The organism is Streptomyces sp. NPDC058773, from assembly GCF_042746015.1.
In the GTDB taxonomy this organism is placed as follows: domain Bacteria; phylum Actinomycetota; class Actinomycetes; order Streptomycetales; family Streptomycetaceae; genus Streptomyces.
Genome location: NZ_JBHYPE010000040.1, coordinates 21,512 through 38,467 on the forward strand (window position 1 = coordinate 21,512; position 16,956 = coordinate 38,467).

The window sequence follows — 16,956 nt, forward strand, 5'->3', positions numbered from 1 at the left end:
GGCGCCGCTCGTGCCCCCTGCCCGGCCGGGGCGTCATCGTCCCGCCCTCGCGCCTCGGGCCGCGGGCAGCGCGAAAGCCAGCGCGAGGCCGCCCACCAGCGACAGCGCGGCGGCGCCGGCGTGCTTCCACATGGCCGGCAGATCCCGGGTGGTGACCACCGGGTCGGGCGGCAGGCCGTAGACCTCGGGCTCGTCGAGCAGGAGGAAGAACGCGCCGTCGCCGCCGACCCCGTCCGCCGGGTCGTGACCGTACAGCCGGGCCTCGCCCACCCCGGCGGCGTGCAGTTGGCTCACCCGCAGGGCGGCGCGCTCGCGCAGTTCGTCCAGCGGGCCGAACTGGATGGATTCGGTGGGGCACGCTTTGGCGCAGGCCGGCTCCTGCCCCGCGCCGAGGCGGTCATAGCAGAGGGTGCACTTGAACGCCCGTCCGTCGGAGGGCCGTTGCTCGATGACGCCGTACGGGCAGGCGGGCACGCAGTAGCCGCAGCCGTTGCAGATGTCCTCCTGGACGACCACGGTCCCGAACTCGGTGCGGAAGAGCGAGCCGGTCGGGCAGACGTCGAGGCAGGCGGCGTGGGTGCAGTGCTTGCACACGTCGGAGGACATCAGCCAGCGGAAGTCGCCGCCGGACGGCGGGGCGGAGTCCTGGACCAGCGGGAGTTCACGGCGCCCCTCGGGAGCCGGGGCCGGTGGTGCGGACTGCTCGATGAACGCCACGTGCCGCCAGGTCGAGGCCCCGAGGGCGCCGGTGTTGTCGTACGACATGCCGGTGAGGCAGAGCCCGTCCTCCGGGAGGGCGTTCCACTCCTTGCAGGCCACCTCGCACGCCTTGCAGCCGATGCAGACCGAGGTGTCGGTGAAGAACCCCATGCGGGGCGGGGGATCGGCGTGCCCGGCGTCACCGGCGAGGCCGGGCTCCGGGCCGCTGAAGAGGGGGTCGGTCATGGCCGTGGGTCCTTCCCGGTGTGGTCGCTGATGCCCGCCCGCCGCCGGTAGTCGGCCACCAGGCGGGGGAGGGCCGGGCCGCGGGGGCGGCGGCCGGGACGGATGTCGGCGGTGAGCGCCTTGTCCTCCTGGATATGGGAGTTGGGGTCCAGCGAGATGGCCGTCAGCTCATTGGCCGCGTCGCCGGTGACGACCCCGTTGGGGCCCCAGTGGAACGGCACGCCGATCTGGTGCACCTCGCGGCCGTGCACGGTCAGCGGCCGGATCCGGTCGGTGACGATCACTCGCGCCTCGACGGCGTTGCGCGCGGTGATCAGGGTGGCCCAGCCGTGGTGCTCCAGACCGCGCTCGGCGGCCAGCCGTGGCGACACCTCGCAGAACAACTCCGGTTGCAGCTCCGCCAGATAGGGCGACCAGCGGCTCATCCCGCCCGCGGTGAAGTGCTCGGTGAGCCGGTGGGTGGTCAGCACGTACGGATAGACTTCGGCGCCCGGCTCGTCGCCGCTGGGGTGGTAGCGGTTTCCCTCGCGGAAGTAGAGCTGCTTGGCGGGGGAGCGGGGCCGGTCCGGGTAGAGGGCGTTGCCGAACGGGGAGTCCTGCGGCTCGTAGTGAGTGGGCAGCGGCCCGTCGAGCAGCCCGGAGGGGGCATAGAGCCAGCCCTTGCCGTCCGCCTGCATGATGAACGGGTCGTCGCCGCGCAGCGCGTCCGGTCCGGTGGCGTCCTCGGGCGGCACATGGTCCGGTGCCCGGCCGGGGATGAAGTCCGGCACGTCGTGGCCGGTCCAGTGGCCGGCGTCGGCGTCCCACCACACATACGCCTTCCGGTCGCTCCACGGGGTGCCGTCGGGGGCGGCCGAGGCGCGGTTGTAGAGGATCCGGCGGTTGGCCGGCCAGGCCCACGCCCACTCGGCGGCGACCCAGTCCTGCGCGGTGTGCGGCGTGCGCCGGGCCGCCTGGTTGACGCCGTCCGCGAAGACCCCGCAGTAGATCCAGCAACCGCAGCGGGTGGAACCGTCGTCCCGGAGTTCGGTGTAGGTGCTCAGTGGCGCCCCGTCAGGGCCGTGGCCGTTGATCTCTGCCAGCACGGCCGCAGCGACCGGCTCCCGCAGAGCGCCCTCCACCGGGTAGTCCCAGGTCAGATCCTGGATCGCCCGGTCCATCGGGTCCTGCGAGGTGGCCAGCTTCTCCTTGATGCGCCGGCCGAGGTGGTACGTGAACCAGAGATCGCTGCGTGCGTCGCCCCGCGGCTCCACCGCGGCGTGGTGCCACTGGAGCCAGCGGTTGGTGTTGGTGAACGAGCCGGACTTTTCGGTGTGCGCGGCCGCGGGCAGGAAGAACACCTCCGTGCCGATGTCCTCGGTGCGCAGCTCACCGGTCGCGATCTCGGGCCCGTCCTGCCACCAGGTCGCCGACTCGATCAGCGAGAAGTCACGGACGACCAGCCAGTCCAGCTGGGCCATCCCCAGCCGCTGGAGACGGGTGTTGGCGGAACCGACCGCCGGATTCTCACCCATCAGGAAGTACCCGCGGCACACCCCGTCCAGCTGCGCCATGACGGTGTCGTAGGTGCTGTGTGAGCCGGTCAGCCGGGGCAGGTGGTCGAAGCAGAAGTCGTTGTCGGGTGTGGCCGCGGCGCCGTAATACGCCTTGAGCAGGCTGACGAAGTACGCCCGCATCTCACCCCAGAAGCCCTTGTCCGTACGGCTCGCCGCGACGAACGTGTCGAGGTCCTCGTGGGTGTGCGCATGCGGCATCGGCAGGTAGCCGGGCAGCAGGTTGAAGAGGGTGGGGATGTCGCTGGAGCCCTGGATGGAGGCGTGGCCGCGCAGCGCCTGGATGCCCCCGCCGGGGCGGCCGATGTTCCCCAGCAGTAGCTGGAGGACACTGGCGGCCCGGATGTACTGCGAGCCGACCGAGTGCTGGGTCCAGCCCACCGCGTAGACGAACGCGCTGGTGCGCTCGCGGCCGGAGTTCTCGGTGAGCGCGTCGCAGACCCGCAGGAAGGTCTCGCGCGGCACCCCGCAGGTCCGCTCGACCATCTCGGGCGTGTAGCGGGCGTAGTGCCGCTTGAGGATCTGGTACACGCAGCGCGGGTGCCGCAGGGTCTCGTCACGCGGCGCCCGGGAGGCGGCCGGCGCGCCGCCCGCACCATGCGTCTCTGCATGCCCCGGCACCCGGTGGGACGCGCCCTGTGCCTGCCGGAGCCGCTGGTCGTGCTGTTGCTCGACGTCCCCGGCCGGAGCCTGGATCTCGGTGCCTTCGTACTGCCAGCTCTCCGGGTCGTAGCGGCGCTGCTCCTCGTCGAAACCGGAGAAGACACCGCCGAGATCCTCGGTGTCGCGGAAGTCCTCGCCGACGATCGTGGCGGCATTGGTGTAGGCGAGCACATACTCGCGGAAGTCCTTCTCCTCGGTGAGGACGTGGTTGATCAGACCGCCGAGGAAGGCGATGTCGCTGCCGGCCCGGATGGACACATGCAGGTCGCACAGGGCGCTGGTGCGGGTGAAGCGCGGATCGACATGGATGATCCGGGCCCCGCGGGCCTTGGCCTCCATCACCCACTGGAAGCCCACCGGGTGCGCCTCGGCGAAGTTGGAGCCCTCGATGACGATGCAGTCCGCGTGCTGGAGGTCCTGCATGAACGTGGTCGCCCCGCCGCGCCCGAACGAGGTACCGAGGCCGGCGACCGTCGAGCTGTGGCACACCCGCGCCTGGTTCTCCACCTGCACCACGCCCAGACCCGTCATCAACTTCTTGATGAGGTAGTTCTCCTCGTTGTCGAGGGTCGCCCCGCCCAGGCTCGCGATGCCGAGCGTACGAGCGAGCCGCCGGCCGTCCCGTTCCCCCTCCCAGGTGTCGCGGCGCAGCTCGACCACCCGGTCCGCGATCATGTCCATCGCCGTTTCGAGGTCCAGCCGCTGCCACTCGGTGCCGTAGGGGCGCCGGTAGAGGACCTCGTGACGCCGCGCCTCCCCGGTCGTCAGCTGGAGGGTGGCCGCGCCCTTGGGGCACAGGCGTCCCCTGCTGACCGGTGAGCCGGGGTCGCCCTCGATCTGCACGACCTGCTCGTCCTTGACGTACACCTGCTGTCCGCAGCCCACCGCGCAGTATGGACAGACCGACGCCACCACCCGGTCCGCCGTGGCGGTGCGCGGTCTGAGCGCCTCGGTACGGGCGGACATCGCGGCGCGCCCCCGGCCCAGCGGGTCCGCCTCGGTGAGCTGCCGGAACGCCGGCCAGCCGCGCAGCCGCTTCCCCAGACCCATGTCTCCTCCAGCATCGACTCGGGGAAGGAACGCTTCGGGCCCCGGCTCCTGAATGCTGGGCCGGGTGGTCAAAGCCGTCGCGCCCGCGGGTTCTCGTGCGGGAAATGGCATCGCCGGGTGCCGCGGCGCCACGCGCTGCTCCCCGTCGACGCTACCCGGCGGTGTCCCGGTACGCATGCGCGTGGGGCCATCCGCCCGTCGTCAGCGCGGTCTCGGGGGCCGCAGGAGTACGCGAGTGTGGAGCGGCTGCGGGTCGGGGTGCCTGGCTCCCGGCCGGTGCACATCCGGGTGCTGCGGCGTTGCGGCAAGGAGGGCGTGAGGGCTGACCGGCATCCGGTCTGTGACCGCTGGTGGACTTCGCCCCCCGTGACTCGACCGCCGGCACCATCAGCGGCTCACCGAACACCTTCACGCGGTGGCTGGAATAGGTGCCCAATGGCTCCCGTCGTGGGGTCGATGGGCCCTGGCTCGTCGTCGCCTCCACGGGCGGACACTGGAAATGAGGATGAGAACTCGCCGGTGAAGGCGGTGAGGGCAGTGATGTACTGGGATGGCGGCGGCTGGGCCTGGATGGCCTTTATGCCCCTGGTGTGGATCGCGCTGATCGGACTGGTGGTCTGGGCGGTGATCCGGCTGGCGCACGGGTCCTCCGGCACAGGCGCAGGAGCGGGAGTACGCGAGGGCGAGCGGCGGGAATCCTCGCAGGAGATCTTGGACCGTCGTTTCGCCTCGGGTGAGATCGACGCGGACGCCTACTTGGAGGCCAAGAAGCGGCTGGCCGAGCATCAGCCGGGGTCGCGGTGAGCGTGCTGCAGGGCCGCTGGCTGCCGTTGGTGGTGCTCGTCGTATCGGTGGCCGCGCTGCTTGCCTCGGTCGTGGGGGTGGCAGGCGGTCTTGTCAGCCGGTCCGGTCCCGCGACGATGATGGGGACAGCTGTCAGCAGTGGGGAGCGTGTGCGCGGTATGGCGGACGCGGAGCGTGCGGCTGCCCGCTTCGCCGGCCGGTGGCATCTGCATGTCGGGGAGACCATGCGGTTCACCGACAACTACTACGTCACCCTCATCGACTCCGTCGGCAAACCCGCTACCGAAGTGCTCGTCGAACCTGGCAGCGGCACCGTCCATGTGGAGTGGGGACCGGCCATGATGTGGAACACCGCCTTCGGCATGATGCCCGGCCGTACGCCGTCCGGTTCCGCAGCAATCGGGCCCGGCCAGGCGGTAGGGATCGCGGACGGCTGGCTGCACCGGCACAAACCCGGCCTGCGCGCGGCCGACCCCGAACGGTTCCCCGGCTACTACACCCTTCACACGCTGCGCGGCGACCGGATCGTCGGCATGCTCTCCGTGCGTGCCGCAGACGGCGCGGTCTGGTGCCACACCTGGCACGGCCGCTTCCTCCAGATGGAAGAACGCCCTGGTGCGGGCGTGCGTTGAGGAACACGGTGCAGGGGTGTATGCGTCGACAGCGCCCTCACGGGTGGCCGAGGGCGGGTTGTTACTCAGGTCTGCGCGCACCGGGATCACTGGCTGCTCCGCACGAGCCACGAACCCCGGCTCAGCTGCCGTGCCCCACGACGGGGCGACCATCCGCACCGAATGATGCGTGGGGAATGCCAGGGGCGGTCCCGTGGCCGCCCAGCTCCTCTCCGAGAAGCGCGGTCACGGCGTTGGGGCGAGGGGCGGGTGCCGCGTACAGGGTATGGCCGCCCAGACTCCGCGACACACCGGTGGCCGATGGGGGTGGGCTTGGCACCGAACCTCAGGGGCGGCTGGGGGGCGACTCGGGGCCGCCCGGAAGGTTCGTTCGTCCTTTCGGTCCAGGGCCGACGCCGGCCTGCGCGGCTTTCCTGCGGCGGGGCCACAGGAAGAAGACGGCCACCGTCGCGGCGAGGGCGAGAACGGCCGTCACCGCCATCGTGTCGGCGACACCGGACGAGAACGCCGAGGTGGCTGCTCGGACCACGCTGCGCCGGAGGTCGGGCGGCAGTGAGGCGATCGCTTCATGGAACGACGAGGAGTTCACCAGCGCCTGCCGGGCCTGGGTGATGTCCGCCGGAGTCAGCCCCGAGGCCTCGATGACGGAGGCCGCTTCTCTCGTCGTGAGTTCTCTGGCGATCGCGGTGAGGACGGCCACCCCGAGAGCACCGCCAAGCATGCTGGACATCTTGAACACACCGGCCGCGGTGCCCGCGAGTTCGATCGGGACCTCTCCGACGGCCGTATCGGCCACCGGGGTGCTCACCAGCCCGAGACCGAGCCCGATGGTGACGAGCGCGACGGTGAGGTACTCCGTCGAACTGCGTGTACCGAGGGAACCGAGCAGGCCCAGGCCGGCGCTGGCCAAGACAAGCCCCAGCACAGAGGGCAGACGGCCGCCCCGCCGGTTTTCGAGCCTGCCGCCGAGCGGAATGCACAGGAAGACCCCGACCGTGGCGGGCAGCATCAGCAGTCCGGCTTCCACCGCGCTGTAGCCGCGGGCGTTCTCCAACCAGAGCACGAGGAGGAAGCTCATCCCGGCGAAGGTGAAGTTCATCGTGAGGTTGGCCGTGAGCGCGCCGTTGTAGGCCCGGATCCTGAACAGATTCAGGTTCACGAGCGGGTGGCGCGCACGCCGTTCGATGATCCACCACACGACCGACAGCGCCACGCTCGCGACGAACAGGGCCACGATCAGAGGGCTTCCCCAGCCCACGCTCGGCCCTTCGGTGAGCGCGTACAACAGCGCGAAGACCGCGAGAACGACTGATGTCAGCCCCAGCCAGTCGATCGTGCGCTCGGCCTCCTCGTCGCGGGACTCCGGAGTCGTGGCCCGGACGACCACGAGAGTGACCGCAGCGAGCGGCAGGTTGATCCAGAACAGCCAGCGCCAGCCGAGGCCGTCGGTGATGACCCCGCTGAGGGCGGGCCCGACGGACAGCCCGCCCCAGGCCACCGCCTGCCAGATGCCGAACGCCGTGGTCTCCGCCTTTCCGGAGAACGCGGGCGGAATGAGCGCGAGCGAGGCCGGCAGAATCAGCGCGGCGCCGATGCCCATGAGACCGCGGCCGAGAACCAGCCATCCGATATGGGGCGCGAGCGCGGCCGGCACCGAGGAGACAGCCATCAGCACGATGCCCGCTTCCAGCATCCGCCGACGGCCGAAGAGATCACCGAACTTGCCGGCGGCGATCACCAGCGCACCGGTGACCAGACTGAATGCGTTGTTCGCCCACTGCAGACTCGACAGGTTCCCGCTGAATTCGTTGGCGATCTGGGGCATCGCCACCCCGAGGTCACCGAACGTGAGCCAGACCATCCCGGCGGCCGTGCAGGTCGCGGCCAGCGAAATCCAACGGTGCGTAGTGGTGAGGTCGTTGGAGGATCGTTCGGTCGTCACGAGGCTCCCGTTCCATGCTGTCCCCGTAGGCGGTCAGCGCTACTCGGATGCCTACGGAGCGTAACGGGCCACTGGGCAGTAGTTCATCTGCCGCGCCCGGCGGACCCGTGCGTCCCTGGGCGCCGTGGCCGGCACTCTCGACCTGGTCCAGCGCGGCTTGACCGGTCTGGAAACGGGCGAGGCCGCCCTGTGACTGGACCCGGTCCCGCTGCCGGAGCTGTCCGAGCACGGCTTCTCTGTGAGGAGTATCAGCCTCGTCGCTGACCGGCCCCGGGCAGGCCGGGTGGCTGCAAGTCCGTGTCTTTCGGGCCGAGGTCAGTCGTGTGGGACGACCGCGACCGGGGCCGGGCAGTGGTGCATGACGGCGTGGGCGATGTGCCCGATGCGGGCCGGCCCGGCCGAGAGGCGGTTGGCGCGCCTGCCGATGACGACGAGCCCGGCGTCGGACCCGGCATCCACCAGGTGGTGCGCGGGCTGTCCGATCACGGATTGCTCGATCACGTCAATGCCGGGGTATTTCTCCTGCCATCGCCGCAGCGCGATCCGCAGCGCATCGGTTTCCTGGGCCGCCATGTCGGCCCGCAGCCCCGGGTCCACGCCGACGCCATAGGCGAAGAAGGCCGGTGGGTTCCAGCCGTGAATCACCCGCAGCGGGGCCGCCCGCAGCGAGGCGGCCTCGAAGGCGAACCGGATCACGTCAAGGCAGGGCCGGCTGAGATCCAGGCCGAGGACCACCGGGCGGTACGGCATCGCCGGGAGCGGCCGCCCGTCGGTGGCCAGCCTGCGCTCGTCGACGGCGGTCGTTCCGGCCCGTACGAGGCATACCGGCCGCTCGATGTGCGCGACGGTGGACATCGCGACGGAACCGATGAAAAACCCGGCCAGCCTGCCCAGGCCCTCGCTGCCGATGGCCAGCAGTTCGGATTCCTTCGCCACATCGCACAGCACCTCCGGGGGCGGGCCCGTGAGATGGTCCGCGGCGATCTCCAGGTCCGGGTAGCGATTGCGCAATTCCGCGGCGGCCTCATGGGGTATGCGCTCCGAACACAGCCGGGGTGCGTCGGTTCCCACGAGCGGTGCGTGGGTGTCGGGCTGCCACTCCAAGGCGTGGACGAGCCGTAGCGGCAGGTCCCTGCGCAGTGCCTCACGGGCACCCCAGTCCGCGGCGGCGAGACTGGCGGGTGAGCCGTCCAGACCGACGGCCACGGGGTAGGTCATGGTGCGCCTCCAGCGGGAGCCGTTCAACGGTCCGCTTCCACGGTGGCCTGACGGGGGTGGTCGCGGCGATGGGCTGCAGGGCCTTTTCGCGGGCCGACCGGCCCCTGTCCCGGGGCGTGGGGAGAAAATCCGTTGATAGCCGGGCGCGTCCCCCCCCGTGTGGTGGCACGAAGCCCGGCGCACGGGGCCGGTCGGTCCCCACGCGGGTCATATCGGCCCCATCTGCCCGGCTGCCTCGGCTGCCACCGTATGAGGCAAGGCGGCACCGCGTGCCTCAGTGGTTCTCCATCGCAGCAGAGAAGTCGAAGGGTCGTTCACCGGTGGGGAGTCGTACCGCATCGAGGACGGACCGTGAACGCATGTGCCGGGATGCCTTCGCCCCGTGCTCGTGAGGTACGCGAGTGCGCACGGTCCACTGGGGAGGTCGTTGCCGCAACCGGGAGAGGAGCCGGCCGATGAATATCTCGAAGGTGATGAGTGCCCCGGCGGTGGCCGTCCCGATCGGGACGCAACTGCGGGAGGTGGCCCGCCGGATGGAGGAGTACGGGGTCGGCTGCGTGGTGGTCACGGACAGCGGGGCGCTGCGAGGCATCGTTACCGACCGCGACCTCGCGATGCGCATGCTGGCCGGGGGCCTGGACGCGGAGGACCGGGTGGATGCGGTGATGACCCGGACCGTGATCACGGTGGATGTGACCGACGACATCCATGTGGCTTACCGGACCTTCCGTAACTCCGGGGTTCGCCGCCTGCCCGTGCTGGACGGGCACCGACCCGTGGGCATGCTGGCCGTGGACGACCTGCTTCTCGATGTCTTCCAGCGGCTGGGCGACCTGCTGGGCCCGGTTTCCTGGAGCATGCTGGAGGGATCGTCCGGGCCGTGCACCACGGATCAGGGCTGAGCGGCCGTCACCGGATGCGGCAGCCGGGCTCCGGATCCCTCCGCCCTTCCCCTGCGAGCCGAGCCAAGGCGACGGCGGTGGTTGGCGGCCTGTAGTCCCGGGCACCTCGGGGAGGCTTGCCCTGCCGACGCTGTCCTAGTACGTCACCGGAGCAGGCCAGGCGATACGGCCGCCTCGTCACCCCGCGTCGGCCGGGAGCTGATCGGGAGGGGCCGCCGACCACGCGACGGCGCCGTCGAGTTCGTCGTACCCGAACCGTCGCACTTCGGCCTGGACGAAGTGGTTCGCAAGATGGGGTACCAGACCGGCAAGCTTGCTGTCGGCTGCCAGCGCTACCCTTCTGACCTTCCGGTGGTGGTCGCGGACGAAACGTACATGCCGGAGCAGACTGCCGACGTTCTCCCAGCCGGGAAACTCTCGCGCATGGACCACGACGCCGGCCAACTCCTCATGCGCTTCGAGCCAGCTGTCGACGGCCAGCGCCAGGGCGTCGAAGTCCTGTGTCCGCAAGGGCCGTTCGATCTCGGCCACGAGAACCTGGGTCTCCGGCAGGAGCCGGTGGGAAATTGCGGGCCCCTCAGGCAGCGAACTCAACCAGCGGAGGGCGTCGTCACGCTCCTGGTTGCCGAAGACGTGTACCGGGCAGGGCATCAGAAAGCTCGTGAGCCGGGTCGACTCACGGATCCAACCGATGTCGCTGACGACCGCGCAGCCCTCGAACAGCCGCAGGGAAGACATCCCGATCTTGAGGTCCTCCCAGCCGGCCCCTGGGGTGAACGACCGGAACTCCGGACCGAACTCATACAGGAACCGGATGCGGCGGCCTTCGCTGCGCGCGCCACTGACGAGAGGCTCGATCACCCTCTCGTAGTCGGTCTTCGATACGGTTCCGGCCGCCTTCACAGCATCGACTCCGGCCGGCACATCCTTGAGCCTCTCCAGCATGTCGCCCTTCTCTCAGCACCTGGTGCGACGTGCAGCGCGAACCGACGCTCGGCGCCCATCACGGCGCATCCAGCTTCCCTATTCCTTAGTCATTTTACGTCCAAATCTCCCCCAATCAGTCATTAGTGGCGAATTAGTGGTAATTGCCAGAAGGTCGTCGCTGTGCCCAGGTCTTCGGGGATGTGCTCACCGCGTCGGTGGACCTTCGCTCGCTCGCCGTTCCAGGAGCGGAAGACGGCATGCACGGCGCGTTGCGGTTGCCTGGCCGGCTCCTGGGGGAAGTCCTCGTTGCTCGCTTCTTGGTGATTTCCTCGAAGTGGTAGCCAACGAGAGGGAGTTCGGGTGCTTCCGGGTGGCTGTGCAGTGCGGAGGCGAGGAGGCCCGGGTCCCCATCCAGCCCGGTGACGCCGTACATCTGCAGCAGACGACGGTAGGAGTCCCACGCGAAGTCGGCGTTGCTCGATACCTCGGCCAAGGCGCGCACGGTCGTGTCGTTGAGGAACCCGGGGGCACGGGCAGGCCCAGGCGGGGCATCTCGGCAAAGGGCCGCCCTTGCACGCTGCGCGACTGGCATCCAGAGGCGGTCAGAGGGCCGGCCGGTCGCTCGGCGCGGCACCGGACGGCCCTCGGGCCGAAGGCGCACGACGACAGGTCGTAAGAGGCAGAGACCGTGAGGAAGGGCATCGCCACGACGGACATCGTCTCCGGTGGACGAGAGGTCTGCGCACTGCTGTCCGACGGAAGCACGGTTCGGCTCCGTCCCGCGAGGGATTCGTGTCCGCGATGCCACCGTGGGCCGCCGTCGCTGTCGGCAGGAAGGGGCTGACTCTCCCCCGGGAGGGATCGACCGGCCCCGTTGAGAAGTCCGAGGTCAGGGCTTCCAGCCGACAGGCCCTCCGATCACTGCCTGGTCGGGGCGCAGTGCAGGATGTCCTCCTCAATGCGTTGGGTGAGCGGTCCGATCGTGGCTGCGACCTGCGGTGACAGTCCAGGGCCGAGGCTGATGTCGGCGGCTTCGACGACGTAGACAAGCAGCTCCCCCGGCAGCCGATCCAGTGCGTGGGCGAGACGGACGGTGTCCTGAAGCGCGAAGCCGTGTGAGCCCGTCTCACCATGCAGGGACCGTGGCATACCGTCCCCACGTCGTAGCCGTAGCCGGTGCACGCGGCCGGGCCGGGCCGGACGAGCGCGCGCGGCGTCCACAATGATGGCCAGGCGGACGTGCTCCCAGGCGCTGATCAGCCGCGCCGGTTCTCCATCCGTGCAGGTGAAACTGATGTCGTGCGGGAACGGGCGCTGCTTGCTGCGTTGCGCCAAGCCGGCCACCACGGCCCAGCCCACGCCGTCGTCGTGGCGGTAGGCATTGCCGACACCAATGACAGCGATCCGTGCCGCGGCGGTTGAAGTCTCCACGGCGCGATGACTTCCCCGCCTTGGCCTGGAAGCACGGCCGGGGGTGTGTCGGACCGCTGTCCGGGCCCGTCCGGGTGGTGGGCGGGGGCCGTATGGGCCACAGGAAGAGCCGTCGGGCCATGCCATGGATCTGTGCGGATACACACTGACCGGGTTGGCATGGTGCATGCCGGAAGGCGGGCGATGACGGGCGACAAAACCACCGCGGTGATCGGCACGGACGGGCTTGACGCGCTGATCAAGGCGTTGGCCGCGCGTGGCCGTACGGTCATCGGGCCGACCGTGCGGGACGGGGCGATCGTGCTGGCCGAGATCATCGGTGGTGAGGAGCTTCCGTACGGCTGGGGCGTCGACCTGGAGGCCGGGCGCTACCGGCTGTGCCCGCGCGAGGACGGCGCGGCGTTCGCGCACAGTGCTGGGCCGCAGTCGTGGAAGACGTTTCTGCACCCGCAGAGAGAGCGGGAGTGGACGGCCGACCGCGGGGCCGACGGCACGCTGACGGTGACTCAGGACGACGCCGCCCAGCCGTCGTACGCGTTCCTTGGAGTGCGTCCTTGTGATCTACGGGCCATCGCCGTGCAGGACCGTGTGCTGTCCGGCGGCCGGCACACCGACAGCCGTTACCGGACTCGCCGGGAACAGGCCTTTCTGGTGGCCGTGGAGTGCACCGAGCCGGGAGCTACCTGCTTCTGCACGTCCATGGGCTCCGGGCCCGCCGTCGATGGCGGCTACGACCTGGCGCTGACGGAGGTGGTGGACAGCAGCGGCCACCGGTTCTGGGTACGGGCCGGCAGCGACGAAGGCGAATCCGTGCTGGCCGGGCTTCCGCGCCGGCCGGCCGACAGCACGACCGAGTCCGTGGCTCGGGAGACGGTCGCGGAGGCGGCCGATCGTATGGGACGCAGCATGCCGCCCGTGGACCTACAGATGCTGATGCGCGACACTTTGCACGCCGAGCGCTGGAACGATGTTGCCTCGCGGTGTTTGACCTGCGGCAACTGCACCATGGTGTGCCCGACGTGCTTCTGCACCACCGCTGAGGACGTGACCGACCTGAACGGGGACCACGCCGAGCGGTGGCGGCGCTGGGAGTCCTGCTTCGACCTGGAGTTCTCGCATCTCCCGGGCGGGCCGGTACGGGCGTCCGGCCACAGCCGCTACCGGCAGTGGGCCACGCACAAACTCGGTACCTGGTACGACCAGTTCGGAAGTTCGGGCTGTGTCGGCTGCGGGCGGTGCATCGTGTGGTGCCCGGTCGGCATCGACATCACCGAGGAGGCCCATGCCCTGCACCGGGAGCGCCAGGCCGCCGGCGGACCGGAGGGGGCCGCTCCATGACGGCCGGCGGGCACGGCTTCCTGAGCGCACTACCCCCCGGTGCTCGTGACCAACTGCTCGGCTTCGCCCACGACGCGCCCTTCCCCGCGGGCCGGCGCCTCTTCGACGAGGGCGGAGCGGCCGATCGGTTCTGGATCATCCGCTCCGGGCGCGTCGCCCTCGACGTGCAGGAACCGGGCCGTGGCGAGACGGTGGTCGAGACCTTGGGTGAGGGGGAACTGCTGGGCTGGTCCTGGCTTTTCGCTCCCTACCGCTGGCACCTGGGCGCACAGACCCGGAGTGCGGTCGAGACGTACGAATTCGACGCGCGGCAGGTCCGGGACGAGATCGACGAGGACCCCGTCTTCGGCCTTGCGATCACGCGGTGCGTCGCCGCGGTGGCCATCGGCCGACGGCTGCGTGCCGCCCGTACCCGCCTTCTGGATCTGTACGGCCCGCCCGGAGGAAGGGCCGTGGCGGCCGGCGGGGAAGCACCGTGACGACCGCCCGCCCGGACCTGGTGCCGGTCCCGTATCGGGTGGTGGGGCGCACGGAGGAGACACCTGACACCGCCGAGATCGTCCTGGAACCCGTGGCATCGGCCCTGCCTCCGTTCGGTCCGGGGCAGTTCGCGATGGTGTACGCCTTCGGCGTCGGCGATATCCCGCTGTCGCTCAGCGCCATCGATGGGCAGCGGCTGACCCACACCGTCCGTGCCGTCGGTGCGGTCTCCCAGGCGTTGCATGGCCTTCGGCTCGGGGAGACCGCTGGAGTGCGGGGCCCGTTGGGGACCGGCTGGGAGCTGCCCACCGAAGCCGGGCGTGATCTGCTGATCGTCGCCGGCGGCCTCGGACTCGCGCCGCTGCGGCCCCTGGTGCGCGACGTGCTCGCCGCACCGCAGCGATTCGGACGTCTCAACATCCTGATCGGTGCCCGAACCCCCGGCGACCTGGTCTGCGCACACGACATTGACGTATGGCAGGAGGCCGGAGCCTGCATCCAGGTCACCGTTGACCGCCCCGACGGCACATGGCAAGGGGATGTGGGTGTGGTGACCGCCCTCCTCGACCGCGCCGACTTCGACCCGGACAACGCGACCGCCTTCGTCTGTGGGCCCGAGGTGATGATCCGGGCCACCGCCCGCGAACTTGCCCACCGTGGCCTCAACCCGGACCGGATCCGGATCTCCCTGGAACGCACCATGCACTGCGGCACGGGCCACTGCGGCCACTGTCAGCTCGGCCCGCTGCTGCTGTGCGTCGATGGACCGGTGGTCACCTGGAGCCGAAGCGAACCGCTCCTTGCCGTACGGGAGTTGTGAGATGGCGACGACGCCGGAGAGGCGCCCGCAGTTGGCCGTGTGGAAGTTCGCCTCCTGCGACGGCTGCCAGCTCACTCTCCTCGACTGCGAGGACGAACTCCTCGGCATCGCCGAGCAGGCCGAGATCACCCACTTCCTGGAGGCATCCAGCGCGCCTCGGCCGGGCCCTTACGACCTGTCGCTGGTCGAGGGCTCGGTCACCACCGAGCAGGACGCCGAACGCATCCGGGACATCCGCGCAGCTTCCCGCCGTCTCGTCACCATCGGCGCCTGCGCCACCGCCGGTGGCGTCCAGGCACTGCGCAATTACGCCGATGTCGCCGAGTTCCAAGCCGCCGTCTATGCCCGCCCGGACTACATCGACACCCTCGCCACCTCCACCCCCGTCAGCGCCCACGTGCCGGTCGATTTCGAACTGCGCGGCTGCCCCATCGACCGGGGTCAGCTCATCGAGGTCATCACCGCCTACCTGGCGGGCCGCACACCCGATGTGCCTGCCCACAGCGTGTGCTTCGAATGCAAGCGGCGCGGCACCGTCTGCGTGACGGTCGCGCACGGCACCCCCTGCCTGGGACCGGTCACCCACGCCGGCTGCGGCGCGCTGTGTCCCGCGTACAACCGGGGCTGCTACGGCTGCTTCGGCCCGTCGAACTCCACCAACTTCCCCTCGTTCATCCCGTTGTTGCGCCGTGACGGCATGGAGACCCTGGACGTGGTGCCGGTGCTGCGTACGTTCAACACCGCCGCGCCGGAGTTCGAGGCGGCCGTACGGAAGGAACTCCCGGGGTGACCCGACGCGAATCGAAGGTGCTGCGGGTGGAATCGCTCGCCCGCGTCGAAGGGGAGGGCGCGCTGCACCTGCGCCTCGACGACGGCGAGGTCGCCGCGGCTCAGCTGAAGATCTACGAACCCCCGCGCTTCTTCGAGGCTTTCCTGCGCGGCCGCTCCTACACCGAGCCGCCCGACATCACCTCGCGGGTGTGCGGCATCTGCCCGGTGGCCTACCAGATGAGCGCCTGCCGCGCGGTCGAGGACGCCTGCGGCATCGTCGTGGACGGGCAACTGGCAGCGCTGCGCCGACTGCTCTACTGCGGCGAGTGGATCGAAAGCCAGACCTTGCACATCTATCTGCTGCATGCTCCCGATTTCCTCGGCGGCGACAGCGTCATCGGCCTCGCGCGTACCCACCGCACGGACGTGGAGCGGGGCCTCGGTCTCAAACAGACCGGCAACGCCCTCATGGAACTGCTCGGCGGCCGCGCCATCCACCCGGTCAACGTACGTCTCGGCGGCTTCCACCGAGTACCGACGAAGTCGGAACTGCGGCCCCTCGAAGAGCGGTTGAAGCGTGCCCGGGACGACGCGGAGGCGACCGTGCGCTGGGTGGCCGGCTTCGACTTCCCCGATGCCGGCATCGACACCGAGCTGTTCGCGCTCGCCCAACCCGGCACCTACGCCATCGAATCCGGGACCCCCACTGCGATGGCCGCCCCGGCCTCCGCGGGCCTGCCCGCGGACAGCGACCATGCACTGCCCACCCGCACCTTCCCCCTCCACACGTTCCCCGAGCATGTCGTCGAGACCCAGGTGCCGCACTCCACCGCCCTGCACTCCTTGCTCGACGGGCGCCGCCACCTCACCGGATCGCTCGCCCGCTACGCCATCAGCGGCCGCTGGCTGCCGCCCGAGGTACGTCAGCTCGCGAAGGAAGCCGGATTGGGCGACCCGGGCGAGGGGACGGTGTGCCGCAACCCGTTCCGCAGCATCGTCGTCCGTGCCGTCGAGGTGCTGTACGCGGTCGGTGAGGCCCTGCGCCTGATCGATGCCTACGAACCCCCGCCCAGCCCTTACGTCGAGGTCCCGGCCCGGCCGGGGATCGGCCATGGCGCGACGGAGGCACCCCGTGGCCTCCTCTACCACCGCTACGCCCTCGGCCTCGACGGCATCATCACCGAGGCCACCCTGGTCCCGCCGACCGCCCAGAACCAGGCCGCGATCGAACAGGACCTGCTCCGCTCGGTGCAAGACCGCCTCCGTGCCGGTGACCGTCCGACCGATGACGACCTGACCGCCCTGTGCGAACGAGTCATCCGCAACCACGATCCGTGCATCTCCTGTTCCACACACTTCCTCGACCTGACTGTCGAGCGCGAGTCCTGACAGGGCCACCAGGCCCGGCGAACCCGACCCGGGGCACGCGCACCGTGCCCGAGCGTTGCCGTTCCGCACCCGGAGGCGCGTCCCGGGCGCT

At 70.2% G+C, this 16,956-nt stretch carries 14 protein-coding genes and 1 pseudogene; 8 read left to right on the forward strand and 7 right to left on the reverse strand.

What is annotated here, in order from left to right; all coding sequences use genetic code 11:
- Nucleotides 1-33 precede the first annotated feature (33 nt).
- Together ACFW5B_RS27570 and fdh are read right to left on the reverse strand one after the other, a co-directional pair.
- Nucleotides 34-945 carry a 4Fe-4S dicluster domain-containing protein gene (locus ACFW5B_RS27570; protein WP_386445024.1) on the reverse strand — a complete coding sequence of 304 codons (912 nt, stop codon included), beginning with the start codon at nucleotides 943-945 and terminating at the stop codon, nucleotides 34-36.
- Nucleotides 942-4,211 (reverse strand): formate dehydrogenase, encoded by a 3,270-nt coding sequence (fdh, locus tag ACFW5B_RS27575; protein WP_386445026.1) that lies wholly within the window; start codon nucleotides 4,209-4,211, stop codon nucleotides 942-944. The genes ACFW5B_RS27570 and fdh overlap by 4 nt, the downstream gene beginning before the upstream one ends.
- Nucleotides 4,212-4,748: 537 nt before the next feature.
- Between fdh and ACFW5B_RS27580 the strand changes: the two genes are divergently transcribed.
- Together ACFW5B_RS27580 and ACFW5B_RS27585 are read left to right on the forward strand one after the other, a co-directional pair.
- Nucleotides 4,749-5,015: an SHOCT domain-containing protein gene (locus ACFW5B_RS27580; RefSeq protein ID WP_386445029.1), complete on the forward strand. Its 267-nt coding sequence runs from the start codon at nucleotides 4,749-4,751 to the stop codon at nucleotides 5,013-5,015.
- Nucleotides 5,012-5,647 carry a hypothetical protein gene (locus ACFW5B_RS27585; RefSeq protein WP_386445031.1) on the forward strand — a complete coding sequence of 212 codons (636 nt, stop codon included), beginning with the start codon at nucleotides 5,012-5,014 and terminating at the stop codon, nucleotides 5,645-5,647. The genes ACFW5B_RS27580 and ACFW5B_RS27585 overlap by 4 nt, the downstream gene beginning before the upstream one ends.
- Before the next feature lie 325 nt (nucleotides 5,648-5,972).
- Here ACFW5B_RS27585 and ACFW5B_RS27590 read toward each other — a convergent pair whose 3' ends face one another.
- Entirely contained in the window at nucleotides 5,973-7,589 is a 1,617-nt protein-coding gene (locus ACFW5B_RS27590; protein WP_386445034.1) for an MFS transporter, read from the reverse strand.
- Nucleotides 7,590-7,904: 315 nt separating this feature from the next.
- Nucleotides 7,905-8,807, reverse strand: a complete 903-nt coding sequence (locus ACFW5B_RS27595; protein ID WP_386445037.1) for a universal stress protein — start codon at nucleotides 8,805-8,807, stop codon at nucleotides 7,905-7,907.
- Between the two features lie 455 nt (nucleotides 8,808-9,262).
- Between ACFW5B_RS27595 and ACFW5B_RS27600 the strand changes: the two genes are divergently transcribed.
- On the forward strand, nucleotides 9,263-9,709 hold the full coding sequence (locus ACFW5B_RS27600; protein ID WP_386445040.1) for a CBS domain-containing protein: 447 nt from the start codon (nucleotides 9,263-9,265) through the stop codon (nucleotides 9,707-9,709).
- Nucleotides 9,710-9,886: 177 nt separating this feature from the next.
- Here ACFW5B_RS27600 and ACFW5B_RS27605 read toward each other — a convergent pair whose 3' ends face one another.
- From ACFW5B_RS27605 to ACFW5B_RS27615, 3 genes and pseudogenes are all read right to left on the reverse strand, one after another.
- Nucleotides 9,887-10,654 carry an STAS/SEC14 domain-containing protein gene (locus ACFW5B_RS27605; protein ID WP_386445043.1) on the reverse strand — a complete coding sequence of 256 codons (768 nt, stop codon included), beginning with the start codon at nucleotides 10,652-10,654 and terminating at the stop codon, nucleotides 9,887-9,889.
- 152 nt (nucleotides 10,655-10,806) lie between these two features.
- Nucleotides 10,807-10,944 (reverse strand): annotated as a pseudogene (locus ACFW5B_RS27610) (pyruvate, phosphate dikinase); the annotation flags it as partial.
- 610 nt (nucleotides 10,945-11,554) lie between these two features.
- Complete coding sequence (locus ACFW5B_RS27615; RefSeq protein WP_386445046.1) at nucleotides 11,555-12,067, reverse strand: hydrogenase maturation protease; 513 nt, start codon at nucleotides 12,065-12,067, stop codon at nucleotides 11,555-11,557.
- A gap of 183 nt (nucleotides 12,068-12,250) precedes the next feature.
- Here ACFW5B_RS27615 and ACFW5B_RS27620 point away from each other — a divergent pair, with 183 nt between their 5' ends.
- The 5 genes from ACFW5B_RS27620 to ACFW5B_RS27640 are packed head-to-tail and all read left to right on the forward strand — an operon-like array spanning nucleotide 12,251 to nucleotide 16,865.
- Nucleotides 12,251-13,405 (forward strand): 4Fe-4S dicluster domain-containing protein, encoded by a 1,155-nt coding sequence (locus tag ACFW5B_RS27620; protein WP_386445048.1) that lies wholly within the window; start codon nucleotides 12,251-12,253, stop codon nucleotides 13,403-13,405.
- On the forward strand, nucleotides 13,402-13,884 hold the full coding sequence (locus ACFW5B_RS27625) for a cyclic nucleotide-binding domain-containing protein (protein WP_386445051.1): 483 nt from the start codon (nucleotides 13,402-13,404) through the stop codon (nucleotides 13,882-13,884). The genes ACFW5B_RS27620 and ACFW5B_RS27625 overlap by 4 nt, the downstream gene beginning before the upstream one ends.
- Complete coding sequence (locus tag ACFW5B_RS27630) at nucleotides 13,881-14,705, forward strand: FAD/NAD(P)-binding protein (RefSeq protein ID WP_386445054.1); 825 nt, start codon at nucleotides 13,881-13,883, stop codon at nucleotides 14,703-14,705. Before ACFW5B_RS27625 ends, ACFW5B_RS27630 begins: the two co-directional genes overlap by 4 nt.
- A gap of 1 nt (nucleotide 14,706) precedes the next feature.
- Nucleotides 14,707-15,495: an oxidoreductase gene (locus tag ACFW5B_RS27635; protein ID WP_386445057.1), complete on the forward strand. Its 789-nt coding sequence runs from the start codon at nucleotides 14,707-14,709 to the stop codon at nucleotides 15,493-15,495.
- Nucleotides 15,492-16,865, forward strand: coding sequence for a Ni/Fe hydrogenase subunit alpha (locus tag ACFW5B_RS27640; protein ID WP_386445060.1), 1,374 nt, complete (start codon nucleotides 15,492-15,494; stop codon nucleotides 16,863-16,865). Before ACFW5B_RS27635 ends, ACFW5B_RS27640 begins: the two co-directional genes overlap by 4 nt.
- The last annotated feature ends 91 nt before the right edge of the window (nucleotides 16,866-16,956 follow it).

Bases quoted from the DNA above. Each gene is read 5' to 3' on its own strand.
- ACFW5B_RS27570 (WP_386445024.1), bottom strand. From the start codon at position 945: ATGACCGACCCCCTCTTCAGCGGCCCGGAGCCCGGCCTCGCCGGTGAC.
- fdh (WP_386445026.1), bottom strand. From the start codon at position 4,211: ATGGGTCTGGGGAAGCGGCTGCGCGGCTGGCCGGCGTTCCGGCAGCTC.
- ACFW5B_RS27595 (WP_386445037.1), bottom strand. From the start codon at position 8,807: ATGACCTACCCCGTGGCCGTCGGTCTGGACGGCTCACCCGCCAGTCTC.
- ACFW5B_RS27600 (WP_386445040.1), top strand. From the start codon at position 9,263: ATGAATATCTCGAAGGTGATGAGTGCCCCGGCGGTGGCCGTCCCGATC.
- ACFW5B_RS27605 (WP_386445043.1), bottom strand. From the start codon at position 10,654: ATGCTGGAGAGGCTCAAGGATGTGCCGGCCGGAGTCGATGCTGTGAAG.
- ACFW5B_RS27620 (WP_386445048.1), top strand. From the start codon at position 12,251: ATGACGGGCGACAAAACCACCGCGGTGATCGGCACGGACGGGCTTGAC.
- ACFW5B_RS27625 (WP_386445051.1), top strand. From the start codon at position 13,402: ATGACGGCCGGCGGGCACGGCTTCCTGAGCGCACTACCCCCCGGTGCT.
- ACFW5B_RS27635 (WP_386445057.1), top strand. From the start codon at position 14,707: ATGGCGACGACGCCGGAGAGGCGCCCGCAGTTGGCCGTGTGGAAGTTC.